The 26,108-nt window shown below is 46.3% G+C and carries 22 protein-coding genes; 16 read left to right on the plus strand and 6 right to left on the minus strand.

Translation table 11 applies throughout. The features are described 5' to 3' along the window. A partial coding sequence (locus Q0K92_RS10350) for a hypothetical protein (protein WP_297325729.1) occupies positions 1-1,570 on the plus strand: 1,570 nt, incomplete at its 5' end. A 276-nt stretch (positions 1,571-1,846) separates the two neighbouring features. Here the strand turns inward: Q0K92_RS10350 and Q0K92_RS10355 are convergent. Continuing rightward, positions 1,847-2,155, minus strand: coding sequence for a hypothetical protein (locus Q0K92_RS10355; protein ID WP_297325730.1), 309 nt, complete (start codon positions 2,153-2,155; stop codon positions 1,847-1,849). A 682-nt stretch (positions 2,156-2,837) separates the two neighbouring features. On the opposite strand from Q0K92_RS10355, the gene Q0K92_RS10360 reads away from it, so the two are divergent. The 12 genes from Q0K92_RS10360 to Q0K92_RS10415 all read left to right on the plus strand — a co-directional run bounded on the left by Q0K92_RS10360 (position 2,838) and on the right by Q0K92_RS10415 (position 19,082). After that, positions 2,838-4,310 carry a TolC family protein gene (locus tag Q0K92_RS10360; protein WP_297325731.1) on the plus strand — a complete coding sequence of 491 codons (1,473 nt, stop codon included), beginning with the start codon at positions 2,838-2,840 and terminating at the stop codon, positions 4,308-4,310. Between the two features lie 61 nt (positions 4,311-4,371). Next, on the plus strand, positions 4,372-6,285 hold the full coding sequence (locus Q0K92_RS10365) for a DUF4347 domain-containing protein (RefSeq protein WP_297325732.1): 1,914 nt from the start codon (positions 4,372-4,374) through the stop codon (positions 6,283-6,285). 39 nt (positions 6,286-6,324) lie between these two features. Beyond that, positions 6,325-6,723, plus strand: coding sequence for a hypothetical protein (locus Q0K92_RS10370; protein WP_297325733.1), 399 nt, complete (start codon positions 6,325-6,327; stop codon positions 6,721-6,723). After that, complete coding sequence (locus Q0K92_RS10375; RefSeq protein ID WP_297325734.1) at positions 6,644-8,758, plus strand: PKD domain-containing protein; 2,115 nt, start codon at positions 6,644-6,646, stop codon at positions 8,756-8,758. The genes Q0K92_RS10370 and Q0K92_RS10375 overlap by 80 nt, the downstream gene beginning before the upstream one ends. Then, positions 8,737-11,238: an Ig-like domain-containing protein gene (locus tag Q0K92_RS10380; protein WP_297325735.1), complete on the plus strand. Its 2,502-nt coding sequence runs from the start codon at positions 8,737-8,739 to the stop codon at positions 11,236-11,238. The genes Q0K92_RS10375 and Q0K92_RS10380 overlap by 22 nt, the downstream gene beginning before the upstream one ends. Positions 11,239-11,243: 5 nt before the next feature. Next, positions 11,244-12,791, plus strand: a complete 1,548-nt coding sequence (locus tag Q0K92_RS10385; RefSeq protein WP_297325736.1) for a diguanylate cyclase — start codon at positions 11,244-11,246, stop codon at positions 12,789-12,791. Positions 12,792-12,887: 96 nt separating this feature from the next. Further along, positions 12,888-13,694 carry an HlyD family efflux transporter periplasmic adaptor subunit gene (locus Q0K92_RS10390; RefSeq protein WP_297325737.1) on the plus strand — a complete coding sequence of 269 codons (807 nt, stop codon included), beginning with the start codon at positions 12,888-12,890 and terminating at the stop codon, positions 13,692-13,694. A 3-nt stretch (positions 13,695-13,697) separates the two neighbouring features. Further along, complete coding sequence (locus Q0K92_RS10395) at positions 13,698-15,047, plus strand: HlyD family efflux transporter periplasmic adaptor subunit (RefSeq protein ID WP_297325738.1); 1,350 nt, start codon at positions 13,698-13,700, stop codon at positions 15,045-15,047. A gap of 6 nt (positions 15,048-15,053) precedes the next feature. Next, on the plus strand, positions 15,054-16,781 hold the full coding sequence (locus tag Q0K92_RS10400; protein WP_297325739.1) for a site-2 protease family protein: 1,728 nt from the start codon (positions 15,054-15,056) through the stop codon (positions 16,779-16,781). A gap of 62 nt (positions 16,782-16,843) precedes the next feature. Continuing rightward, positions 16,844-17,173: a hypothetical protein gene (locus Q0K92_RS10405; RefSeq protein WP_297325740.1), complete on the plus strand. Its 330-nt coding sequence runs from the start codon at positions 16,844-16,846 to the stop codon at positions 17,171-17,173. A gap of 231 nt (positions 17,174-17,404) precedes the next feature. Further along, the gene (locus Q0K92_RS10410) at positions 17,405-18,013 is read left to right on the plus strand and encodes a DUF4114 domain-containing protein (RefSeq protein WP_297325741.1); all 609 of its coding nucleotides are present in this window, start codon (positions 17,405-17,407) and stop codon (positions 18,011-18,013) included. A 505-nt stretch (positions 18,014-18,518) separates the two neighbouring features. Next, complete coding sequence (locus Q0K92_RS10415) at positions 18,519-19,082, plus strand: PEP-CTERM sorting domain-containing protein (protein ID WP_297325742.1); 564 nt, start codon at positions 18,519-18,521, stop codon at positions 19,080-19,082. A gap of 180 nt (positions 19,083-19,262) precedes the next feature. On the opposite strand, the gene Q0K92_RS10420 is transcribed toward Q0K92_RS10415, so the two are convergent. Further along, positions 19,263-19,445 (minus strand): hypothetical protein, encoded by a 183-nt coding sequence (locus Q0K92_RS10420; RefSeq protein ID WP_297325743.1) that lies wholly within the window; start codon positions 19,443-19,445, stop codon positions 19,263-19,265. Positions 19,446-19,567: 122 nt separating this feature from the next. Beyond that, positions 19,568-21,361 carry a DNA helicase RecQ gene (gene recQ / locus Q0K92_RS10425; protein ID WP_297325744.1) on the minus strand — a complete coding sequence of 598 codons (1,794 nt, stop codon included), beginning with the start codon at positions 21,359-21,361 and terminating at the stop codon, positions 19,568-19,570. Positions 21,362-21,761: 400 nt separating this feature from the next. On the opposite strand from recQ, the gene glnA reads away from it, so the two are divergent. The 3 genes from glnA (at position 21,762) to Q0K92_RS10440 (ending at position 24,246) form a co-directional block, all read left to right on the plus strand. Continuing rightward, positions 21,762-23,171 (plus strand): type I glutamate--ammonia ligase, encoded by a 1,410-nt coding sequence (gene glnA / locus Q0K92_RS10430; RefSeq protein WP_297325745.1) that lies wholly within the window; start codon positions 21,762-21,764, stop codon positions 23,169-23,171. Positions 23,172-23,324: 153 nt separating this feature from the next. Next, positions 23,325-23,759: a DUF4124 domain-containing protein gene (locus Q0K92_RS10435; RefSeq protein WP_297325746.1), complete on the plus strand. Its 435-nt coding sequence runs from the start codon at positions 23,325-23,327 to the stop codon at positions 23,757-23,759. 37 nt (positions 23,760-23,796) lie between these two features. Beyond that, on the plus strand, positions 23,797-24,246 hold the full coding sequence (locus Q0K92_RS10440; protein WP_297325747.1) for a DUF4124 domain-containing protein: 450 nt from the start codon (positions 23,797-23,799) through the stop codon (positions 24,244-24,246). A 17-nt stretch (positions 24,247-24,263) separates the two neighbouring features. Here Q0K92_RS10440 and xth read toward each other — a convergent pair whose 3' ends face one another. From xth to Q0K92_RS10455, 3 genes are all read right to left on the minus strand, one after another. Beyond that, on the minus strand, positions 24,264-25,031 hold the full coding sequence (xth, locus tag Q0K92_RS10445; RefSeq protein WP_297325748.1) for an exodeoxyribonuclease III: 768 nt from the start codon (positions 25,029-25,031) through the stop codon (positions 24,264-24,266). A 114-nt stretch (positions 25,032-25,145) separates the two neighbouring features. Continuing rightward, on the minus strand, positions 25,146-25,823 hold the full coding sequence (locus tag Q0K92_RS10450) for a carboxylesterase (RefSeq protein ID WP_297325749.1): 678 nt from the start codon (positions 25,821-25,823) through the stop codon (positions 25,146-25,148). A gap of 191 nt (positions 25,824-26,014) precedes the next feature. Then, positions 26,015-26,098: a hypothetical protein gene (locus Q0K92_RS10455; protein WP_366084308.1), complete on the minus strand. Its 84-nt coding sequence runs from the start codon at positions 26,096-26,098 to the stop codon at positions 26,015-26,017. Positions 26,099-26,108 lie beyond the last annotated feature (10 nt).

Raw genomic sequence — 26,108 nt, forward strand, 5'->3', positions numbered from 1 at the left:
CAGCCAAGGACGCCGCATACCGCTGCAATCCCGCCATCGCGGTGGCCCGCCTTGGAGCCTTAGCACCGAATTGGAAAAACTCACCGCGGGGCAATATCGCGTGGTGGCGCACCGGGATGGCAAGCCTATCGCCTGTTATCCACTGATCATGAGTGAATCCAGCAAACAGGGAAACCCCAAAGTATGGAATCTTGCCACCGAAGCTTTCTACTCCGCCTGGATCGAAGCGTTATTTGGCGCACCACCCGGAGAAAATTTCAGTTTCCCTTCGCTGGAACCGGTGCTGCGTAACACCGAACGCAACTTTCTGCACAACCATCTCGGCCTCAACGAAGACAAAAACCTGCCGCTAACCCCCGATTGCGCTGACCTGCCCTACATGTTGCGCGCTTATTTTGCTTGGAAAGTCGGATTACCCGTCGCTTTTCGCGCCTGCGGGCGTGGTTCGGCCAAGGCACCGCCGCGTTGTGGCACAACCACCATCATGACCGAATTTACCCAAGGCATCAGCTCGCAAGCCAATTTCAGAAAATTCAGCAGACAGCTGGCAGATACCGTCCATTCCGGTTCGCTACGCACCGGACTTGCGGACGAATCCACCGATTTGTATCCCGTCCCGCTCAGCCGCGAGACGCTATGGCCGGGAACGGTCTATGCCGATCCCTATGGTCATGTGTTAGTACTGGTTGAATGGGTGCCGCAAACGATTGATCATCCGGGCATGTTGTTGGCCGTCGATGCGCAGCCGGACAACTCGGTCGCCCGCAAGCGGGTGTGGGAAGGCACCCTGCTGTTTGCCAATACCGCAAGCGCCGGACCGGGTTTCAAAGCTTTCCGGCCTTTGGCACGCATGCCTTCAGGCAAATGGCGCATGCTCTCCAACGATGAGCTGATCAACCAGCCTGACTTTGCACTGTTTTCTTTGGAGCAGGATCAACTCTCTCCCGATGATTTTTACGCCAGACTAGCCCAACTCATCAATCCTGGCGGGCTTGATCCCAAGCAAGTTTACGAAGCCACCTTAGCCGCGTTGGTCGAGCAAATCGAAACCCGCATCAACTCAGTAGACAATGGTGAAGCGTATTTCCGCAAGAATCCGCGCAGCGTCATCCCGATGCCCAGCGGTGCAGCGATTTTTCAAACCGTCGGCCCGTGGGAGGATTATTCCACACCTTCCCGCGACATGCGCCTCATCATCGCCATCAATGTACTGAACGATTTACCCGAAAAAATCGTGCGTCACCCCGGATTATTCGTGATGAACGACAAGAATCCTGAAGCCGCCAAAACCGAGATTGAGCAATACCACGCACAGCGCATTCAGGAACACAGCATCCGCTATACCCGCACGGACGGCAGTTCGTGGATGCTTTCTGTCGCCGAGGTATTGGCACGGAAGCCGGCCTATGAAATGGCTTACAATCCTAATGATTGCGTCGAAATTCGCTGGGGTGCAAAACCGGATACGGAGGAATACGCCACGTGCCGCCGCCACGCACCCGCAGAACAACGTGCAAAAATGGAGCAATATCGGATTTGGTTTCGAGAAATACGAAGACCCGTACAATAATTAACAGACCGTTGAAAAACGTTTTCGAGGCAGCCCCACCAAGCAAAAACAGGCGAGAAAGCGCAGTCTATACATGATAAATAAACAACTTGAACCTGTTTCTAGCACCGTAGCGGCAACGCAAATAGTTTGCAACGGTCTGTTAAAGATCATTACACCAGACTAATCAGATTATTGAAGCAGGATTTCAGCCTGATTCCGGATTATTGCCTGACAATGTTACGAACCGCCTAAACCACCTAAGCCGGTAATCGGCCTAGGTTAGTAGTTTAAAGACTAATTACACTTTCCTGTTTCGGAACCATCTTCTTTGGTTTCTTTGCCATCTGCTGTCACGCATGAATTCTGGCAAACACCCGATTTTTTACATGCTTTTCCAGCTGGAAGACTCTTTTTATCAATACAGGCGCCTTCAACCAAATAACAGACTTGATTAGCACCGCAGGCGCTTTTTCCATCTTTCTCGGTTTCCAAACTACAGGCTGCGAAAACATGGCTTGAGGCGAAAACCATTGCAATAACTAGTGCTAGTGCACTTACTGATTTCTTGAACATATTTTTCTCCATTTCTATTTTAATTGACACGCAAAAAGCTCTTTTTGCCCATTTAGAATAGCAGAAAAAATTTTTACTGAGTGGAGATTGTTACTAAATATTGATGAATCTCAAATCAACCTGAATCGCAACAAAATTCATCGTAATACGAAGCCATGTGTGTAGGAATATTCACCCGACCGCCACGCACCTATTTCACACCAATGACTCTTTGAAAACAGCCTGACTTATCAAAACTGTCAATCGAAGTCCGTTATCTTCATAGAAAGTCAGACTACCTTATACCCTGGCATTTCAAATCACGATCACAACCATAGCAATTCATTGAAAGAATAAAATTAGAAGCCGACAGAAAATCATAAATTGAGCCATAAAACTGTTACTGCTCATTAGAATCCATGCATTTATTTTGTTGTAAATTCTGAAATCATACAAGCCGATTCCTACTCAAAATAGTAATTACACGCCATCAATGCCGTCATATTATCTGGCTGCTTTTGATCATGTAGGAGAAGAAATAAGCCCAGTATGCGTCTTAACGACAATAGAAAAACTGAACGTAGCATGCGCAGTGTAAAGACAAGCCTTGTTGAGGGTAAATGTTACCGCGCAATTACACAGAAATCCTTGTACTAGTTTTTAAGTTTTAAATAAAAGGCTTCGTCGCATGACATTAAGTTTCAGATATCAATTTTTATATCCATTCACAAACATGATTGCTTGGAAACACCGCCTTATTTTCTTATGGATCGTACTGATTATTTCAGGTTGCGCCATACAGCCTAAAATCGTTACTGATGAGGAAAACAAACACCGGGTTTCTGCAGACCTTATTTCAATACAAAAAGATCATGACCCCATTTCAGGCTCGATCTCTTTGGAAGAGGCAACAGCACGTGCGTTAAAAAACAACCTGGAATTACAAATTGAGCTAACTCGTAAGACATTGGCGCAGAAGCAACTGGATCTGAAGAGTTATGACATGCTGCCTAAACTCGTAATTGATCTTAACTACACTTCTCGCAGTAATTATAGTGGTGCAAGTAGCCGATCACTGATTACCGGCAGAAGAACGCTCGAATCATCAACATCTTCTGAAAGAGATGTGTTTGCTTCGATGCTGGGCATGAGCCTGAATATTCTCGATTTCGGCGTGTCCTATTACCGGGCGCAGCAAGCTGCAGATAACGTACTGATTCAAGAAGAACAAAAACGTAATGTCATCAACCGAATCGTGCAGGATGTCCGATCAGCGTATTGGCGCGCTGTCAGCTATGAACGCCTGATATCACGCATGCAAAGCTTAAAAGCGGAGGTACGGGAATCGATTGATCAGGCGGATCAAATGAAACTGGAACAGCTCAATAATCCAAAAGTCAATTTCACTTATAAACGTGACATGCTGGGCATCGAACGTGAAATCGGTTTATTACAACGAAATCTATCCATCGCCAAATCACAATTAGCCGCCTTGATGAATATTAAGCCGGGCATGAATTTCACTTTAGTGATCCCCGAACGAGGCATATTCACAAGCAAGATTGATCTCGACATAGAAGAAATGGAGCAAATCGCGTTGGAAAGTCGCCCGGAATTACGGGAATTGTTCTATCAAAAACGCGCCAATGCAAAAGAAACACGGGCGGCTATCTTACAAATGCTGCCAGGCATCGAATTGGGAGCACGTTACAACTATAACTCCAATAATTTTCTATTTAACGGTGACTGGCTAAGCCTTGGATCACAGTTGTCCTGGAATCTGATCAGCATCATTTCTATGCCGGCAAAGATGGCAGAACTGGATACTAAAGAAAAACTATTAGATACCGAACGTCTGTCCATGAGTATGGCAGTGCTGGCGCAAGTTCATGTCAGTTTGGCGCAATTTGGCAATATCAATGAAGAATACCGGGCTGCCTATGAATTTTACCAAACCCAGAAACGCATCATTGAACAAACCCGAATCGAGGCTCGCCTGGGCAAGATCAGCAGACATGCATTGATCCGAGAAGAACTGAATACTCTATTGGCAGAAGCGCGTTGCGACAGCGTTTATTCCGATCTCGAAAATGCGTATGCGGGAATTTATGTTTCATTAGGTCTTGATCCGATCCCTGAAGATATTGATAGCAAAGATCTATCAAAACTCACGGCCAAACTAACCGAGCATTGGCAAAAACGCTGAAGTTTACACTGGGACTGCGTATTTACAGTAATTCCGTCAAAAACCGACGATAAAAGCACACATGTTGATTAATCAGAAAGATAAAACCAAAGCCGGGATAAATAATGCACTCGGTGTGATATGGCAGCTCGAACCGAGAATCATGTTCGATGGGGCAGCCATCAGCACGGCTGTGGAAATTGCTGATGCAACGATTCATGAATACCAAGGATCGGGAACCAGTTGGAATAATACGCAAGAGATTTCTCCTGCTGCCAAGGATTTAGTAAATAATCAATCGGATACTGAAGCAAATACGACAAGCACTTCAAGCAACACAAATGATTTAGCAGCATGGCTGGCTGACTATGTTGCACCGAGCGGCCCAATCAACGAAATCGTATTCGTCGATACCAGCGTCAATCATTATGCAGAAATTCTGTCAGGAATAGATCCCAACATACAGGTTGTACTACTGGATAGCCAACAAGATGGTGTCGAACAGATCGCCAAATATCTCGCCCAGTACCCATCTGCGGTAGATGCCATTCACCTTATCTCTCACGGAGACCAAGGCGAGCTGCGCTTAGGAACCGGCATGCTCAATCTCGAGTCCATGCAAAGCGAATACGGTGATGCACTCTCCATCATCAATCGGGCATTAACCGAAAACGCCGATTTTCTGATCTATGGATGTAATTTCGGGGAAGGTGAATCGGGCCATGAAGCCGCGACATTACTGTCGCAATTAACCGGTGCCGATATCGCTGCCAGTAACGATCTTACCGGCGCTGCGGCGCTAGGTGGCGACTGGGTGCTGGAAACCCAAATCGGTACCATTGAAACTCCCGTTATTATTGAAAAAATTACTCAAAATGCGTGGCAAGGATTATTAGCCACCTACACCGTCACCAACACCAACAACACTGGTGCAGGATCGCTACGGCAAGCGATCACCGACGCCAATGCCAGTGCCGTAACGGATAACATCGACTTCAACATCGCCGGTACCGGAACCCACACCATCACATTGGCATCTGCTCTGCCAACCATCACCGGGACGGTGATACTCGACGCAACCACCGACGACAGCTTTGCCGCCAACGGCAACAAACCGGCGATCACGCTGAACGGCAACAACCTCAATGTCGATGGTCTGTCGCTAAGCGCCGGTTCCGGAGGCTCGACGATCCGTGGCCTCGTGATCACCAATGTTCAGCTGCGCGGCATCGTGATCAACACCGGATCGGATGGCAACACCATCGCCGGCAATTACATCGGCAAACTCAACAGTGACGGCACCGCCGGCACCACCACCACCGGACAATCTGGCATTGCCACCTTCAACAGCAACAACAACGTGATCGGCGGCAGCAGCGCGGCCGACCGCAACGTGATCTCCGCCAGCAGCACCAACGCGATTTACATGAGCGGCGGCAGTGGCAACCACATCGTGGGCAACTACTTCGGCACCGATGCCAGCGGCAATACCGCGATCAGCAGCGGCAACAACCAGGTCTACCTGCTGTCCGGTGCCACAGGCAACTTCATCGGTGGTTCCGCCGCAGGCGAGCGCAACATCTTTGCCGGCGATGGCCGTGGCGTATACATGACCAATGTAGCCACGGGCAATAACACTATTCAGGGCAACTGGTTTGGACTGGGAGCCGATGGCAGCACCGTGCTGACCAAGACCACGGCAACGATCGAGATCGTTTCAGGCGGCGCCAACAATGTGATCGGCGGCTCGGCCGCCGGCCAGGGCAATGTGATCATGGGCTTCGCAGCCGGGCCGGGCATCTGGATCAACGGCGCGAGCAGCGGCACGGTGATCCGCGGCAACTTCATAGGCACCGACAGCACACTGACGGTGGCCGGCGGCAACCTGGACGGCATCTGGCTGGGCACCAACGCGCACGACAATCTGATCGGCGGCACTGGCGCTGGTGACGGCAACGTGATGGCCCACCAGGTCAACAGCGGCGTCTACGCCTAGTCGACGTCTGGCACCAACAACGCCATCCTCGGCAACCGGATGTGGGACAACGCCTTCGTCGGTATCGACCTCGCCAGCGGTGTGGGCGAGCCCTACGGCATCACTGACAACGATGCAGGCGATGCCGACACTGGCGCCAACGATCTGCAGAACTTTCCCGTACTGAGTAGCGCCGGCACCAGTGGCGGCGACACCACCATCAGCGGCACGCTGAACAGCAACACCAACACCAGCTACCGCATCGAATTCTTCTCGTCGCCTTCGGCCCATGACAGCGACCACGGCGAAGCAAGCACCTATCTGGGCTTCACGACGGTCACCCACCGACGGATCCGGAAACGCAAGCTTCAACGCCACTTTGACCGGCGTTACTGTCACTGCCGGCCATATCGTCACCGCCACTGCCACGGTCGATTTCGGTGGCGGCAGCTACGGTAGTACGTCGGAATTCTCAGTCAACGTGATGGCGAGCATCGCGGCCAACAATCCTCCGACAGCTAATGCAGCGGGACCATACGCCATTGCAGAGGGTGAGAACCTGACGCTGAACGCCGGAAGCTCGAGCGATCCCGAAGGCGATACACTGACGTATGCTTGGGATTTGGACAACGATGGCAGCTATGGTGAAGTGGATGAGCCGACGACGGTGAATCCCACCGTCACCTGGGCCACGCTACAAAGTTTCGGCATTGCTGACAATGGTAGTTATACGATCGGCCTGCGTGTCAGCGACGGGACGACTCCTGTAACCACTACCGCCACCGCCAACGTGAGCAATACCGCCCCCACTCTCACCGTTACAGGCAATGCTACTGCCAGCAATGGCGGTGTCTACACCTTGAATCTCAGTGCAGTCGACCCTGGCGCAGACACCATTTCTGGATGGACGATCAATTGGGGTGACGGCACGGTGCAAACCGTCACGGGGAGCCCGGCAACGATCACCCACAGCTATACCAAGGTCGGTTTTACCTATGACATTTTGGCCACGGCCACCGACGAAGACGGCACCGCCACCAATAGCGAAGTACTGGTCGCGAGCATGGGCAACGACAGCGTGCATCGGCTCGACGGCGTCACCGGCGCATTGATCGATGTATTACCGGCCAATGCCGCACTGGACGGTCCGGGGGGCAGCGTGATCGGCCCCGATGGCCGACTCTATGTCAGCGGGTACGTCTCCAACAATGTCGTGTGGTACGACCTCGATGGTGGAACGAGCGGCGTCTTCATTCCTGCGGGCACTGGTGGGCTTGCTACGGCCACGGATGTCGTCTTCGGCGGCGACGGCAATCTATACGTGACGAGTTATGACACGGATCAGGTCTTGCGCTACAACGGCACCACGGGAGCCTTCATCGATGTGTTTGCTTCGGGTCTCCTGGATGGGCCAACCGCGCTGGCTTTCGGCACAGACGGACACCTCTACGTCGGAGATTGGTTCGGCGGTAAGGTGTACAAGTTTGATGGCGTCAGCGGCGCACAGATCGGCGCCGGGGCGTTTGCCACTTCACCTTCCGGTTTCGGCGTGTCCTCAATGGGGTTTGGTCCGGACGGGCATCTCTATGTAGGAGACGCCCAACTCAATAACCTGTTGAAGTTCAATGGCACCACTGGCGCGTATTTGACGGCGATTGACACTTCAATCTCACCCTATGACATCGAAACGGGCCCGGATGGAACCCTGTACGTGACTGATTTCACGGCGAGTCGCATAGAACGCTTCGATACCGCCACCGGCACTTCGCTCGGCTTCTTCGATACGGGGATAACCGGGCTTACGAACCCCATCGGCTTGGCATTCACGCCGGAATTGCAAGTAACGGTCGTGGCCTCCGCCGCGCCGACCATCACGAATCTCACCGGCGATAGCCTCGCCGATGGCGAAGGCGACGGAATGGTGGTAATTGAGCAAGGTGCGAATGCTCTGGTATCCGATGCGGATAGCGCCAACTTTGATACCGGGACCCTGACTGTCAGCATTTCCTCCGGTCTGGAATCTACGGAAGATGTGCTCAGCATTCAAAACCAAGGGTCTGGCGCAGGTCAAATCGGCGTGAACGGCAGCGATGTGACCTATCAAGGCGTAATCATCGGTACTTTCACCGGCGGCAGCAACGGGAGTAACCTGGTCATCACCCTGAACGACAGCGCCACCCCGGTGGCGGTGACGGCGCTGGTCCAGAACATCGCCTATGAGAATGTGAATACCGCGACGCCGACGACCGGCACCCGTACCGTGCGCTATGTCTTGACGGACGGAGACGGCGGGACCAGTGCCAACTACGATACGATCGTCACCGTCAGCGATCTCAACAATGCACCCGTGGCCGCCGGGGGCAGCGTGACGGGCACCGAAGATACGCCTTATGTGTTCAGTTGGGCAGATTTCACTATCACCGACGTCGATTCCCCCATCACCGGTGAGACACCGCCATCCAAATCACGGCCTTGCCCGCAGACGGCGTTCTAGAGGTCTCCAATGGCTTCTCGTGGGAACCGGTCACCCTATCCCAGACGATCACCAAAACCACCATCGATGCCGGACTGCTTAGATTCGTTCCAGATACAGGCGAATCGGGCTACGATACCTACCCAACTCCGGGCGTGGGTGATTTGCGACAAGACTATGCCCAATTTGTTTATCGTCCCGTGCAGACGATTGAAATCACAAACCCGGATGCAGAGTTTGGAGTCACCTACGCGGAAGGCACTGGCAACAACGTCGCCACCGGCTGGACGATAACCGGAACAGTCTACACCTCGAATCTCACTGCTGCCGCGTATGCGACCGATCATGACCAAGTTTTTTCTCTCGGACAAGCCAGCGACATCAGCCAGGTGCTCATCAGTAACTTCTCGACGGAGCTTGATTACACTCTATCTGTGGATGTAGGCTGGGATCCTGCGTGGTTATCCCCGCAATTTCATGCAGAGCTGTGGGCCGGTGGTACGCGCCTGGGGTTCATCACGGAATCGTCGATCACGCCGATCGCTGGGGAATTCGTCCGCGCTACCCTGTCGGTAGACGGCAGCAGTTTCGGCGCCGTCGACGGACAGCCGCTCGAAGTGCGCCTGATAGAAACCAGCGGCACCTCAAGTGTCGTGCACTTCGACAATATCCAATTAACGGCCGTACCGGGCGGGATCGGCGCCACAGCCACGATGACGATCGACATTACCCCGGTCAACGACGCCCCAGTGAACACCGTACCGGGAGCGCAGACTATCGCTGAAAACACCTCATTCGCCTTGGTTGGCGTCAGTGTTACCGATACCGATGGAAATCTATCCACCGTACAGCTTTCTGTGGCCCATGGCAGCTTGACGGTCACTTTAAGTGGTGCGGCAAGCATCAGCGCCGGCGCCAACGGCACGAGGACCCTGACTTTGTCGGGAACGCAGGCGGATATCAATGCCACACTGGCGTCATTAAGCTACCGTGGTGATCTAGGTTTTAGTGGCACCGATACGTTGACTGTCACCAGTACTGATGCCAATAGCGCTACAGACACCGATACCGTAAACATTACGGTTATCCATCTGAATGCCGCGCCGGTCAATACCGTACCGGGAGCGCAGACTATCGCTGAAAACACCTCATTCGCCTTGGTTGGCGTCAGTGTTACCGATACCGATGGAAATCTATCCACCGTACAGCTTTCTGTGACCCATGGCAGCTTGACGGTCACTTTAAGTGGTGCGGCAAGCATCAGCGCCGGCGCCAACGGCACGAGTACCCTGACTTTGTCGGGAACGCAGGCGGATATCAATGCCACGCTGGCTTCATTACGTTACCGTGGCGATTTGGATTTTAGTGGTGCCGATACGTTGACCGTGACCAGTACCGATGCCAATAGCGCTACAGACACCGATACCGTAAACATTACGGTTATCCATCTGAATACCGCGCCGGTCAATACCGTACCGGGAGCACAGACTGTCGCTGAAAACACCTCATTCGCCTTGGGGGGTGTCAGTGTTACCGATACCGATGAAAATCTATCCACCGTACAGCTTTCTGTGGCCCATGGCAGCTTGACGGTCACTTTAAGTGGTGCGGCAAGCATCAGCGCCGGCGCCAATGGCACGAGTACTCTGACTTTGTCGGGAACGCAGGCGGATATCAATGCCACGCTGGCGTCATTACGTTACCGTGGCGATCTGGATTTTAGTGGCAGCGATACACTCACGATGATTAGCATCGACAGTAATGGCGCATCCGACGCTGACAAAGTGAAAATTACAATATCTGACTTGGATTTGGTTCCACCGCCTATTCCGGGAATCACTCCACCACCGCTCCCACCTTTTACTCCAGTTCCGATTCCAAACCCTATTGCGAATCCTATTTCGAATCCGATTGTAACATCACCAATTTCTGCACAACCTCTGCCATCGGCAGAAGTTGGCGGAAAGGAATCTATCAAGCCATTGAGTAGCTCCGATAAATCATCGGTCGGGCTAGAAAATAACCGAGAAAATAACTCAGGTTATTTACCTGATAAAGCGCTCACGAACAAAATCTCACCACTGATTGAGGAAAATGACTCCACTCCACAACAGGTCGCCCATGACTCCCTCTCGTCGCTACCATCACGTGACGCTGAGCCTGATGAAAACAATATTGCTTTGTGGCAAGAAATTGAACGAATTCAGGATGATCTGCAACAGGCATTTGATAAGGATCATACAGAAAAAGAATTGGTTATCAAGATGGTAGCCGGTACCGGTCTTTCACTGACGGCAGGCTTAGTGGCTTGGCTGCTGCGCGCAGGCACATTTCTTGCCGGCTTATTATCTATTTTTCCTACGGTAAAAAGTATTGATCCATTGATCATTCTCGCTACTACAAAAAATAATAAGCATAAACCAGAGACTGAAAAGAATATCCAGTCAGAAAAACTAGATTCTGAAGAAGAAATGTTTAATCGAACTCGTTCAGACAAATAATCACCATGACGAATAAACTCATGCACCCCACTTTTCGAATCAGTATCGCTCTCGTTGCATTAACGATCAGCGTGCTGCTCATTGGAGAATTACTAGGTATCGTGCCTGACAAATCACAAGCTACCCTCGATGCCAGAAAATCTTTCTCTGAAACACTGGCGGTACAACTGGTACTCGCCGCCGAGCGGAATGATTCGACGCAAGTCAAGACAACGTTAAATCTACTGGTGAAACGAAACCCTGAGGTACTTTCCGCTGCAGTACGCAGAAATGATGGCACATTCTATGCTGTTGCGGGGGATCATGACACTATCTGGCAACCCTCTACCGACGACAACTCATCATTAGACTATATTCAGGTCCCTATCATGCAAAATGATCAGCTCTGGGGAACCGTTGAATTGAGCTATGCACCGCCACCAGATTTTTATCATTGGCCTGGAATTAAAAATTCATTCTGGGGAATGTTGTTATATGTGGCCATAGTCAGTTTCTTAGGTTATCTGTTTTTTTTAAAACGAGTTTTGAAAGAATTGGATCCTTCCAGAGTTATTCCGGAACGGGTTAAGAAAGCATTCGACACATTGACGGAAGGCATACTCATATTGAACGACAAGGAACAAATCGTGCTTGCAAACACTGCTTTTTGCAAAAACGTAGGCCTACACGATACATATCTTCTGGGTAAAGAGGCCTCCAGCTTAGCTTGGAATAGCAGCGCGACCGAGCAATTAAAAGAAAATCGGGTGCTTCCATGGATAGCAACGCTGACGGATGGGAAAGCCCAGGCTGATATACGATTAAAATTTGAAGGCGAGAATTCGCACATTTTTATGGTCAATTGTTCAGAGATATTGGGAGATGATAATCAGCGTAGAGGTGCGCTGGTAACATTCGATGATGTGACGGAATTGGAAGCTAAAAATATCGAACTGGAGGTTATGCTTAAAGAAATTGAAATCTCAAGAAACGAAATATCCCGCCAGAATAATGAACTGAAAATTATCGCGGAAGTTGATCCACTCACACAGTGCTATAACCGTAGAGCATTTCACGCATACTTCGACAAAATTTTTAACAATGCGCGTAACCAGCATACAAATTTGGTTTGCATCATGCTCGACATTGATCATTTTAAATCCATTAATGATAATTACGGACATCCAGTGGGTGATGAAGTGATTAAACTTGTTGCGGATACCATCAGGGAAAATCTCCGTGAAGCAGATATTGTCGGACGTTATGGTGGTGAAGAGTTTTGCCTTATATTACCTAATCTTGATGATGCTATGGCTTTTGAAATTGCCGAGCGACTACGCATTAATATCATGAATTCTTCAAGGTACGATGTTCTCGGTATTAAACACGCCACCATTAGCTTGGGGCTTTCTTCAATCGCACACGCTACTCAGAATCCCAGTGAGCTAATTAATCTAGCAGACAAGGCATTGTATTACGCCAAGAAAAATGGTCGTAACCGTGTTGCCGTATGGAGCGACCAGCTTGATAGCAATGCTGATATCGCCATATCCGACAAAACCCCTGATAAATGACAAAAAGTAAGAAACATCAAGATGATTATTTGATTTAGAATTTCCAGATACTTAGTTCATCAGTCAAGGTCATTTAATTTTAACCGATTGGATCAAATGAAAAACCTTTCCTACACAACACGTATTATATTTTTGGCACTTTTTTTGCGCGTGACAGACGGTTTCGCAGAACCGCCTAAATTAATCCCCCCTCTCACAATAACACCTCTTGACAAGGAGATTTCCCGACCTACTTCAAAGGTGGAGATAAGAGGCCTGATTAAACCGTTACGTGAAGCGACCTTATCAACTAACCGAATTGCTAAGATTGCTCATATCAATTTCAAAGAAGGCGATTCCTTCAAGAAGGATGAGAAATTAGTACAATTTGATTGTCTGCAGCAAAGAGCGGAAGAAAAAGCCATGGAAGCAGAAGCTTCAGCCAAGGAATTGATACTCAAAAACAATCAGGATTTATCACAGTTTAACGCTGTCGGCTCTTTGGAACTTGAAGTTTCTAAAGCTCAATATGATAAGGCTATGGCGGATCTCAATGTGCTAAAAATTCGTAATTGGGAATGTACCATCAAAGCACCATGGGATGGGCGAGTCACTGAAGTAAAAGCGCATAAATTCGAAGTGATCGAACCTGGTCGCGAAATCATGAAAATTCTGGATGATAGCAGCCTTGAGATTGAAATGATTGTTCCGTCCAAATGGCTTGTTTGGATACAACCTGGCATTAACTGCCCTGTCATCATTGATGAAACAGGGAAGAGCTATGAAAGTTATATCACCAGAATAGGCGCCCGCGTTGATCCTGTATCGCAGACCATACGTATATTCGCAAGTTTTAAGGGTGATGCCTCTGATGTACTGGCTGGTATGAGCGGAAAGGTTATTTTTGATCTTCCTGATAATTAGATCATGAGTGATACACAACATAATGAAGCCAACAAAACTTTCTCTGCGCTACTCCAATTGGAATCTGATGCACGTAGCAGCGCAGATCTATTGTCGCTACATTATCTTATTGTTAACGAAACCAGGCGTCTGCTCCATTATCGCCATGCATTTCTTTTCAAAACAGTAGGTCAAAGAAATTCGCATTTCCAAGAAATACGAGCTTCGGGTGTTACTCTAGTCGATCGCTCCATACCCAAGATACATTGGATGGAACGTGTCATTAACGATCTAAAAGAAAAAAATATGGGTGACCAACCAGTCAGGGTCAGCGCCGAACAACTTCCTGAAGCACTCCAGCAAGACTGGCGCAACATGTCGTTAACCTATCCTGTTTGGACTCCTTTAAAACTACCCGATGGTTTCCTAATAGGCGCTTTATGGCTCGAAAGAGAAACTGCATGGAGCGAAAATGAACTCTTATTGATTAAACGATTAGCAGATACCTATGCACATGCTTGGGGATACTTTGATAAACATCGTCGCTTCAAATCATGGCTGCTTTCACGTAATACCACCTGGGCACTAGGGATGCTGTTTGTGCTGTTGCTTTTCTTACCGGTTCAGAATACTACCCTAGGACCAGTTAAAGTGATTGCTAAAGACCCTTTAATGATTAGTGCACCGATGGATGGTGTCATCACATCAATTCTCGTTGAGCCCAATCAAATGGTCACTCAGGGGCAAACACTATTCAGCTATGAAGACACCAATTATCGAAATGAATATACCGTCGCTGAACAATCTCTCGCTGTTGCCCAAGCTGAACTGAAAAGAGCTGCTCAAGGCGCATTTCAAAGCTCCAAAGATAATGCAGAAACAGCACTTCTGAAAGCAAAAATGGATTTGGCTGTTATCAAAAGAAACTATGCCAAAGAAATGCTGGATCGTGTCAATGTCATTGCAGAAAAAGACGGTCTGTTGCTTTTCAATGATAAATCGGAGCTGATCGGACGCCCCGTTACAACCGGCGAAAGACTGATGGAAATTGCAGAGACTGGCAAGTTGATGTTACGCATTGATTTACCTGTTGAAAATAACATTGACTTCCAACCAGGCGCACCAGTCAAAATATACCTGGATGTCGATCCCTTACATTCCATTGCTGCAAAAGTCACTTATACCAGTTTTCGTGCAGAAATCGCCCCTGGGGATATACTGGTTTATCGAGTAGAAGCCGAATTGACGGAAGCAGCGGAAAATCTACGCATTGGCTGGCAAGGCACCGCAAAGATCTACGGTGATTCAGTCAGTTTATTTTTTTATCTTTTTCGTCGTCCGCTCTCGGCAATTCGTCAATATTTAGGCTATTAAAGAAATATGCCCGCGGAAGATGTTCAACAGCTACCCTTACTACGAGAGGATTTACAGTTATTAAAGGCTCCGAATGCCTATGATGGATCGCAGGCTTGGACGCTCTATGATCCACTAAATAATCGTTTTTTTCGTATCGGCGTACTTGTTTATCATATGTTGACCAACTGGTCCGCAGGGAACGGCCAGGCGCTGATTAATCGAATAGCATCTGGAACAGTATTCAGCCCGACACTTGAAGATGTATCTGCCCTGATTAGTTTCTTACACTTAAATCAACTGACAATACAGTCGCATACTCAACAATCCGCCAATTATCTGGCACAACATAAAAAATATTATGCAAATCGTTTTCAGCGATTCCTGAGTCAGTATTTATTTTTTCGCGTACCGCTTTTTCGTCCGGATGACTTTCTAAGCAGAACCTATCCTTTTATTAAGAAGTTTTACTCCGCAACTTTTTTATACCTTGCTACCTTAATCGGAGTTACCGGAATTTATTTGGTTTCCCGACAATGGGATATTTTTGTAAACACATTTTTACACTTCTTTACACTACATGGCGCACTGGTCTATGCAGCAGCATTGATCGGTACAAAAATTTTTCATGAGCTTGGGCATGCTTATACCGCCAAGCATTACGGTTGTCGGGTTTCCAGTATGGGAATAGCGTTTATGGTCATGATGCCCATGTTGTATAGCGACACCTCGGATACCTGGCGTTTGCATTCAAAGCAACAAAGGATGCATGTAGCGGCCGCCGGCATCATCAATGAGTTGATACTCGCCGGCATTTGTCTATTCATATGGGCATTTCTACCGGAAGGTATACTGAAAAGCACTTGCTTCGTCATCGCGACAACCAGTCTGATCAGTAGTCTCGTGATTAATCTGACACCATTTATGCGCTTTGATGGCTATTATATTTTGTCAGATTGGTGGGGTGTTGATAACCTGCAGCAACGTTCATTTCAGCTTGCTCAATGGAAGCTGCGCCAATTGTTATTTGGTACAGTTGAAGAAAAGCCTGAACAGTTGTTTCCCAGCCTGGAATTCAAACTCATCTGCTATGCGTGGCTCACCTGGCTTTATCGCTTAACATTGTATTTGGGAATCGCCTTACTGGTTTATCACTTCTTTTTTAAGTTATTAGGCCTCATCCTCTTTATTGTTGAAATAGTCCTGCTGATCATTATGCCCATCTATAAAGAAATAAAACACTGGTGGTTTTTAAAAAGTGAAATTCGCCACAGCAATCGATTTCGGTTATGGCTTGCTTGCCTAATTATTTCAATTGGATCACTATTTTTTCCTTGGAATTCTCAAGTAACTATTCCGGGAGTATTGACATCAGCCAGCCATGCTTCCATTTATTCTCCTGAGTCCGCTCAAATTGTCTCAATTGATATCAAACGTGGGCAAAAGGTTGAACAGGACCAGGTATTAATGGTTTTAAGATCGCCCAATTTGGAAAGTGAAATTGCATTGACACGTAAGCAACTGGAATTTTTTAATCTGCGTGCCATGAGAGCAGTGGCTAATCGCCAAGACCAAGATGATTTACATGTCATCTTGGAACAAATTGCCGCAGAGTCCAGTAAGCTGGAGGGTTTAGAGAAAAGACAAACGAGATTGGTTTTACGTGCCTCATTTTCAGGCGTGATTGCCGAGATGGATGACACCTTGCGGATACATCAATGGGTTAATCATGTCACACTCCATTCTGCTTCATAATTGACCCCAATGTTGCAGAGATAAAAGGCATCATTGCTGGAAATGCGCTTAACAGAATTGAGGTGGGCCAGAAAGCGCTGTTCTATCCGGAGGATCCTTTTTTGCCTAAGTTGACAGCTTCAATCAGTAGAATCGACTGGGGTAATATCAAGAGTCTTGATTTGGCATACCTCGCTTCTCCATATGGAGGAGAAATTGCAGTAAAAGGTGATAGAGATGGCACAATCGTCCCAGAAACTACAGCTTACGCCATCAGATTAAATAACGTTTCATCTACCGTATCGAGACAAGAGATTAGAGAGACCATACTCGTCACAGGCAAACCAGTTTCTGTCGCCCAAAGAATTTATGAAACTGTATTTTCTGTCATCATAAGGGAAAGCGGCTTCTGATATCACTGGCATAAGAATCCAATTTTCTTTGTGCCCAACCAATAGGTTAGCGTTGACCGCCACACTTGCCCATCTCCCAAAGCAGGACATCTCGACTATTTATCCCATGGCACTTATCTCATTAATTTAATGACATTTTTCTCTATTAAAGTCAGTCAGCTTAATACATTATATGCCACGTAACTGATGTGCTTATGGCTTATGTAGTCATTAAAATTGAGGAGTTAAATGATGAAAAATTCTTTGCTATTGATAGCAGTCTTTGTTGCTCTGTGGCTTGGTTTGTTGTCGAGTACCAGAGCAGATGCAATCCCATATCCAACCTCCGGCACAGAGAATTCAACCCATTACACATTCACAGCAACAACAACAGGTGAGATTGGTGCTTATTTCTACAATCAATCAGCAAGCTATACCAATACCCTGTCGTTACTGGTAAATGGCGTGATTACTCCCGAATCATCTGCCGGGGTATTAAACAATCACACATCAAGTATGGGGGACTTTGTGAGTCTTGGCTTCGTACATGCAGGGGATGTACTTACATTTCAATTGAATGTCATCACCACAGGAAATACCTTGTATTCAGACAGCGCATTAAACGCTGATGGCGTAAATCATGTCTACTCTACGTCATTTTTTGGCGATGCAGCCCTTGGTATTCCGGCCGGAACCTATGTAGGATTTGAAGATATATATGACGGCGGGGATTTTGATTATAACGACGAAACATTTGTATTCACCAACATCAGTCCCGTTCCGGAACCGGAAACTTATGCCATGCTGTTGGCGGGATTGGGATTCATAGCTTTTACAATACGTCGTCGCAGAACCGCATAAGAAACAGAGATTCAGCACTATCTTCCCGATTACCTCCTGTACTATCTATAGGAGGTAAGACTAAGTAATTTTTATATCTAAAAAGAAAAAATAGAGTGAAGTGCACTTCCACGCCACCCTGCTTACCAAATCCAGAAAATCTGGCATTGGAGAACTTTAGCTATTTGGACCGCTTATCGGTTTATATATAGAGATCCTATCTTTCATATCACATTGATTCACATCAATTTTCGCACAAACCACATATCCACCCGCTATACGCATAAAAACCCGAATGTTTTAGCTGAGGCATGAATAGCCGTGCTTATCGGCCTTACAAATAGGACATCCAGCCTATTCACACTTGGGACATTCTAACTATTCACACCAACTCATTCTTAGTACATTTATCTTATTAATTTTATGACACTTTTCTCTATTAAGGCAAAAAAATTTAATGCATGATACGCCGCATAAATTCTTGATTTTTAGCTTATCGCTGCATTAAATTTTTAGGAGTTAAATAATGAAAAATTCTTTACGATTGATAGCGGTTTCTGTTGTTGTGTGCTTTGGTCTGAGCACAGGAGCTGCAAATGCTGGATTATTCGACGGACAAACAGTGAATTATCAATATTATTTTTCGGACTTGACCACCCCTTATTCTGCCGCTGCTAATGGTGATTACTTGGTAGATTCCAGCGTAGAAGTATCTAATGTCGTCGATGGTTATGGCACACTGGATTTCAGTGGCGATAGCTTCGTCATTTCATTTGCCCATGGATCCAGCTTCTCATCGGCACCGTTCAATGGATTTGTTGTTAGCGATATATTCTCGACAACAGATTCATTTACTTCGTTTAACCTCGTTTCAAACACCGGCATTTTAGGAACGCCTACTCTAAGCTTTGATGCAGATCACTTATACGTAAACTGGCAAGGCCTTAATTTTGGCGGGGGAGATCTAATGTTTACCGTTAACCCAAATACTGCGATCAGCCCAATCCCAGAGCCGGAAACTCATGCCATGTTAATAGTTGGACTTGGTTTGATGGGATATACCGTGCGCCGCAGAAGAATTTTACGTTAATCTGATAGTTACGATTACATTAAGTCGCGAGACATAGCAACTCGTGGAAATATCAAAACACTGCAAGTACGCGAATAAACAAAATTAAGAAAGCTTCATTAACAAAAAACCGCCTGATGAAGGCGGTTTTTTGTTTCATTGATCCATGAAAGAGATTATTTTTATCTGATTCTATGGTTATTAATGCCCTGGTTTGCTGTTACCACCAAATGGACGTGGATCCTGTCCTTCCTTGAGGCATTCACCATTACCACCTACTCCAAACTTACAGTCATCTGCACTAGCATTTGGATCGCCCATATTAGCATTTGAACAAGCAGCTAAGAATACTACTAAAGTTGCGGCAAAAATTGATAATTTCATCCTTTAAATTCCTTATTTAAATTAAATTCACCATATTATTGTGGATTTTGAGTATATAACAAAACTAATAAAAATTCCAAGTACCCAAATTACAACGTCATTTCAATTTGTGCCGGCGAGCCTCAAGAACTACGAAGAATCTCCATCAAATGATCGCCATATTTATCGAACTTACGCACACCGATACCCGTCACTTGACGCAATTCATCCTCCGTTTTAGGGCACAAACGCACCAATTCATGCAAGGTAGTGTCGTGAAAAATCACATATGCCGGAACACCATGTTCCTTAGCTGTTTTTGCTCGCCACGTGCGTAATTGTTCCCACAAATAACGCTCGGCTGAATCCAGGAGTGCGACATCATCAAGCCGTTTCTCGGATGATTTTCTTGATTTTGTTTGTAGTCGCAAATGTACAGTTTGTTGCCCCTTGAGTACTGCTCGACTGATCTCAGTTAAGCACAAGGCGCCATGACCTTCACTATCCGTCGTCAATAGCCCAAGTGCCACAATTTGGCGAAATACCGCACGCCAGGCTTTCTCCGGCAAATCTTTGCCAATACCGAAAGTACTGATTCTGTCGTGATGCCATTGCTGCACGCGCTCAGTCAGATTACCTCGCAGCACATCAATTAGATGCCCTGCCCCAAAATTCTGCCCGGTACGATAAACACAGGATAACGCCTTCTGTACCTCTATGGTGGCATCCCAGACTTGCGGCGGGTTTATACAAGTGTCACAGTTTCCGCATGGTGCAGTATCCGCTTCACCAAAATAACTTAACAGGCGTGAGCGACGACAACTAATTGTTTCGCATAGCGATAACATGGCTTCAAGTTTCCGGGTAGCAACTTGTTTAAATTTAAGTTGCGCTTCAGACTCCTCAATCATCCGCCGCTGCTGGATGACATCGCCGAGACCATACACCATCCAGGCATTGGCTGCCTGTCCATCACGACCAGCACGACCGGTTTCCTGATAATAACCTTCAATACTTTTCGGTAAATCCAGGTGTGCGACAAAACGCACATCGGGCTTATCGATTCCCATGCCAAAAGCAATCGTAGCGACCATGACGATGCCTTCTTCCCGCAGAAATTTTTCCTGATTGATGCTGCGCTGCTGCATGCTCATACCGGCATGATAGGCCACTGCACGCACCCCTTGATTTACGAGCCAAGCTGTTGTTTCATCGACTTTCTTACGTGACAGGCAATAAACAATACCGGCATCGCCTTGATGCTCCGCCTGTATAAAGGACAGTAATTGTGTCCGGCTATTGGTTTTATCAATAATTTGATAGCGAATGTTCGGACGATCAAAGCTGGAAATAAAGACTCTCGCCGTATCAAGCCCCAAACGCTCAATAATTTCTTTGCGAGTATCCATATCAGCCGTTGCCGTCAAAGCAATACAAGGTACTTTAGGAAAGCGCTCATGCAGCACAGACAACTGAATATATTCCGGGCGAAAGTCATGTCCCCATTGCGAAACGCAGTGCGCCTCATCAATCGCGAATAACGCAACCGGAATGCGTGCTATCAGACTCAGAAACCGCACGGTCAGTAAACGCTCCGGCGCAACATACAGCAAATCATACTCACCATTTTGCAATTTCTGTTCAACGACAATAGCTTCTTGCAGCGACAATGATGAATTTAAAACTGCTGCACGCACACCAATTTCGTGTAGTGCAGCTACTTGATTCTGCATTAATGCAATTAACGGAGACACGACGATAGCGGTACCACTGCGCAACAAAGCGGGAATCTGATAACACAGCGACTTGCCGCCGCCTGTCGGCATCAATACCAGACAATCGCCACCATTGGCGAGATGCGTGATCACTTCTGCTTGCTGGCCACGAAAGGCAGGATAGCCGAAAATTTCTTTGAGTATGTTAAGTGCGCTAGACATGCAAGATACAACTACTGCTTATTTTCAATTTTCTTCCATCTCAAAAATCACATTCTGACAATCATGTTGGCACAAATTTGACAATGATCACCAGCAGCCAAATTCCTAACCTGATCAATAGATCTAGCTTTTCGTCCTGAATAAAAACAGCGCGTTGCTATCGGCAATCAATCAGCACTGCAACCGCCATTTCGTAATTTTCACGAATCATAAAGACTTACTTTATGATAGTACAATAGAATACTGATTCCGGTATCTGCACGTTGATATCTAACCGGCCTGTTAGATCAATCATTCACATCGTTTCAAGTTATTCATTATATTGTGCTGGTATAATTCTATCTAAATGTATTTTTATTTTGCTTTATAAAATTTGTCACGCTAGTCTGGAGAGAAAAAAATGGTGGTAGCTGATGTTTTGAAATTGATTCAAGACAATGAAGTCAAATTTGTCGACTTACGTTTTACAGATACAAATGGAAAAGAACATCATGTAACCGTACCTGCGCATACTTTTGATGCCGATAAATTTGAAGATGGCCATCCTTTTGACGGTTCATCAATAGGCGGTTGGAAAAGTATCCAGGCCTCCGACATGTTATTAATACCGGATCCCGATACTGCCAATATGGATCCATTCATGGATGAGCCCACATTACTGATGACATGCGATGTGGTAGAACCGGCGGATGGAAAAGGTTATAGCCGGGATCCACGCTCACTGGCCAAACGGGCAGAAATCTACTTAAAATCAACGGGCATCGGCGATGTTGCTTATTTCGGCCCAGAACCGGAATTTTTCATTTTTGATTCCGTTCGTTGGCATACCGACATGTCTGGCTGCTCGGTTAAAATTGAATCTGAGGAAGCAGCCTGGAGTTCAGCTATCAAATATGAAAGCGGCAATATCGGTCACCGTCCCGCTATTAAAGGCGGCTACTTTCCAGTTCCACCGGTTGACGCACTGCAAGACATTCGCTCCGCCATGTGTATTACGCTGGAAGAGATGGGGATCGGCGTCGAAGTACATCACCATGAAGTCGCTACCGCCGGCCAATGCGAAATAGGCACACGTTTCAATAGCTTGGTTAAACGCGCAGACTGGAATCAGATACTCAAATATGTCATACACAATGTCGCGCATTCATATGGCAAAACAGCAACTTTTATGCCCAAACCCATCGTTGGCGATAACGGCTCAGGCATGCATGTACACCAATCCATCTGGAAAGATGGCAAAAATCTATTTTCCGGCAACGGTTATGCAGGACTATCTGAAATAGCACTCTACTATATCGGTGGCATCCTCAAGCATGCCCACGCGCTTAATGCGATCTGCAATCCCAGCACCAATTCCTATAAACGGTTGGTCGCCGGATTTGAAGCGCCCGTCAATCTCGCTTATTCAGCAAGTAACCGTTCGGCAGCAATCCGCATCCCACACACCAGCAGCCCGAAAGGACGGCGTATTGAAGTTCGTTTCCCTGATCCAACCGCCAACCCATACTTGGCATTTACTGCACTCATGATGGCAGGCCTCGATGGTATTCAGAACAAAATACATCCTGGCGATCCGATGGATAAGAACCTTTACGACTTACCACCGGAAGAGGCAGCTAAAGTACCCAATGCCTGCGCTTCACTCGATGAAGCTTTGGAATGCCTGGATAAAGATCGTGATTTTCTCATCCGTGGCGGCGTATTTTCTAATGATATGATTGACGCGTATATCCGCCTTAAAATGGATGAGGTAATATTATTACGCACGACTACACACCCGGTTGAATTTGATATGTACTACAGTCTATAAGGGCCATATAGATATAGGGTAATTTAGGATACTTCAATTCCATAAATAAGAATAAGCAGGAATTATTGGTTCTTCTTTTATCCTATACTGGAGAAATAATTGATAGACTGATCAAATAGTTGCAGTTATCATTAGATTTTTTCTATCAAAGATATGAAGATCAGAGCGCTATTTATCCTATTGATTTTAATTCTAGTAGATTCTTTATCGAATGCTATCGCTGGGACAAATATATACAAACATGTGGATAAAGATGGCAATATCACATTTACCAATCGTCGTATCAGTAATGCGCAAAAAATTTCAATCGCCTCTTTCTCCAGAAATACTGAGCAATCAGGGTCACAATCGAAATCCCGTGTAAAAGATACTACGCAGAAAGAACGTAATACCATGCGGCGCCAAATTCTGGAAAAAGAGTTAGTGACTGAAGAGAGACTTTTCTCCGATACACAAAATTCCCTTTTACAAATCAACAACAATGCAGAATCAAGCAATCATCAAGAAAAATCCGTGCAGCTCAAAAATAAGTTATTTTTGCACCAAAGAAATATAACAGCGCTCAAGAAAGAGCTTGCCAAGTTGTAGATATATTCAAAATTACAAACAGTTAAGACGGTGAACCATGAAAAGAAATTACCTTTTTTTTATTACCTTGGTTTCTTTTTCATGTCTAACACAAGCCGGTGTGTATAAACACATTGATGGACATGGCAACGTAACATATTCAAACATACCCTCCAATAATGCAAAACGCATTGATTTACCACCCATTGTTGTCGTTCCAGCTGTCAACCCTGAAGGGATAGAAGATAGAATTACAAAAAGAAGAGAATCCGCCAAAATCGAGGAACAGCGTGAACAACTACAAAGCAAAGTATCTGAAGAAGAAAAACGTCTCAATGAAGTAAAAGACGAATATAAAGAAGGTGTTCCAGACCGCTTGGGTAGTGAACGCAACTACCAGAGATACCTTAATCGAGTGGAACGGTTAAAAGAAGAAATCAGTGTGCGCGAAAAGAATCTGAATGTGCTCAGAAACGAGCTTCAGAAGCTACCTGAGAAAAGCAAATAACCGGGAAATTTCTTGCATCATATCGATAACTCCACCATCACCGGTGCATGATCCGAAGGGCGCTCCCTTTTACGCATCGTCTTATCTATCTTGCACGTTTGGCAAGTTCTGGCAAGTTCATGGCTTAGCAAAATATGATCAATACGCAACCCCCGATTCAGACGAAAAGCCATCATACGATAATCCCACCACGTATAAGATTTCTCGGGTTGTTCAAATAAGCGAAAGCTGTCCACAAACCCTAAATTAAGCAGATTACTGAAAGCATCACGTTCCGGTTGACTGCACAATACCTTGCCCTCCCAGATTTTTGGATCATGAACATCACGATCTTCCGGCGCAATATTAAAATCACCCAGCAATGCCAGTTTTGCATGTCTCTTCAATTCCTGTTGTAGCCATCTGTTTAAGGCTGGCAACCACTTTAATTTGTAATCATATTTCTCAGATTCAACGGTATCACCATTAGGTACATAAATGGAAATAACGCGCAAATCCCCATAGGTCGCGGCGATGATCCTTTTTTGTTCATCAGCAAAATCAGGTATCGCGGTTACTATCTCGCTGCCTTTTTGTTTGCTCAGTATCGCGACACCATTGTAGGTTTTCTGTCCAATAAAAGCAGACTGATAACCCATTGCAGTGATTTCACTCTCTGGAAAATTATCGTCGGATAATTTCGTTTCCTGTAAGCACAACATATCAGGTTGATTCGCTCCCAGCCAATCAATTACTTGCGGCAATCGCACTTTTAGTGAATTTACATTCCAGGTTGCTAGTTTCATGTTGATTGATCACGTACTGATGGTTCTGTTTTAACTAAAATTCTGCTGCATGACAGTTATATCGAGAAATTATGCTTTTTATTGGCTTTTATTTTTCCAACAATTCACTCGGGTTTATTTCATGATGCGCTGCAACCAACGGCTGATATCTGCTATTTCTTGTTGGCATACGGTATGCGCCATAGGATATTCATGCCATTCAGGTGCATAATTTGCAGCCAGTAATTTTTCTTTTGAAGCAACAGCATGCGATATAGGTATCACAGCATCATAAGTGCCGTGTGCCATAAATATTGGTATTGCGGCATTAGCAGCACAAGCTTCGAATGAAAGCGTTTCTGCAAGGGGCAAATAGCATGACAGCGCTATAATCCCCGCTAGCGGATTAATCTGGCACAATCCAGCGTGCAGTGCCATCGCACCACCTTGAGAAAATCCCGCCAGCAGAATATGTGCTGAGGCTATACCGCGCTGCATCTCTCGTATAATCAAAGCATCAATTGCTTTTTGCGAACCACAAATACCGGATTCATCTTGATGATAATTAAAATCAGGATGAAAAATATCATACCATGCGCGCATTACGTAACCATTATTTATACTGACAGACCGTTCTGGTGCATGCGGAAAAATAAACCGAATAGGTTTATCAGAACACAACTTCAGCTCATTGATTATCGGTACAAAATCATTCCCATCAGCGCCTAGCCCATGTAACCACACAATTGCATGAGTAGGATTTTCACCTGTTTCAATTTCAATGGATTGCAAATCAATGGGTTCAGTAATCATATAATCGGCAGAGTACTTAGTGCTGACATCAATGATTGATAAAACAGAATTTATGAAATCTAAACTTTAAAGAAAAAAACAGGCTTGAGAAAAACATTTTATCTGAAAATATATTGACTTAGAGTCATAAAAAAAGCCGGTACACCGGCTGTCTTCCGACAGTGGTGTACCGGCGTTGATACTAACCTAGCTTATAGCTTGGTGAAGACTGGTATAACTGCTCCAGCAATACTGTTAATATAACGATTGCCACTTGCATCCCAGGTCATCAACAAACCACCAAAG

It is taken from the genome of Nitrosomonas sp. (assembly GCF_024282095.1).
Lineage (GTDB): Bacteria > Pseudomonadota > Gammaproteobacteria > Burkholderiales > Nitrosomonadaceae > Nitrosomonas.

Bases quoted from the DNA above. Each gene is read 5' to 3' on its own strand.
- Q0K92_RS10365 (WP_297325732.1), top strand. From the start codon at position 4,372: ATGTTGATTAATCAGAAAGATAAAACCAAAGCCGGGATAAATAATGCA.
- Q0K92_RS10415 (WP_297325742.1), top strand. From the start codon at position 18,519: ATGAAAAATTCTTTACGATTGATAGCGGTTTCTGTTGTTGTGTGCTTT.
- Q0K92_RS10385 (WP_297325736.1), top strand. From the start codon at position 11,244: ATGACGAATAAACTCATGCACCCCACTTTTCGAATCAGTATCGCTCTC.
- Q0K92_RS10450 (WP_297325749.1), bottom strand. From the start codon at position 25,823: ATGATTACTGAACCCATTGATTTGCAATCCATTGAAATTGAAACAGGT.
- Q0K92_RS10400 (WP_297325739.1), top strand. From the start codon at position 15,054: ATGCCCGCGGAAGATGTTCAACAGCTACCCTTACTACGAGAGGATTTA.
- Q0K92_RS10420 (WP_297325743.1), bottom strand. From the start codon at position 19,445: ATGAAATTATCAATTTTTGCCGCAACTTTAGTAGTATTCTTAGCTGCT.
- Q0K92_RS10410 (WP_297325741.1), top strand. From the start codon at position 17,405: ATGAAAAATTCTTTGCTATTGATAGCAGTCTTTGTTGCTCTGTGGCTT.
- Q0K92_RS10360 (WP_297325731.1), top strand. From the start codon at position 2,838: ATGATTGCTTGGAAACACCGCCTTATTTTCTTATGGATCGTACTGATT.
- Q0K92_RS10440 (WP_297325747.1), top strand. From the start codon at position 23,797: ATGAAAAGAAATTACCTTTTTTTTATTACCTTGGTTTCTTTTTCATGT.
- Q0K92_RS10370 (WP_297325733.1), top strand. From the start codon at position 6,325: ATGTGGGACAACGCCTTCGTCGGTATCGACCTCGCCAGCGGTGTGGGC.
- Q0K92_RS10395 (WP_297325738.1), top strand. From the start codon at position 13,698: ATGAGTGATACACAACATAATGAAGCCAACAAAACTTTCTCTGCGCTA.
- glnA (WP_297325745.1), top strand. From the start codon at position 21,762: ATGGTGGTAGCTGATGTTTTGAAATTGATTCAAGACAATGAAGTCAAA.
- Q0K92_RS10435 (WP_297325746.1), top strand. From the start codon at position 23,325: ATGAAGATCAGAGCGCTATTTATCCTATTGATTTTAATTCTAGTAGAT.
- recQ (WP_297325744.1), bottom strand. From the start codon at position 21,361: ATGTCTAGCGCACTTAACATACTCAAAGAAATTTTCGGCTATCCTGCC.
- Q0K92_RS10390 (WP_297325737.1), top strand. From the start codon at position 12,888: ATGAAAAACCTTTCCTACACAACACGTATTATATTTTTGGCACTTTTT.
- xth (WP_297325748.1), bottom strand. From the start codon at position 25,031: ATGAAACTAGCAACCTGGAATGTAAATTCACTAAAAGTGCGATTGCCG.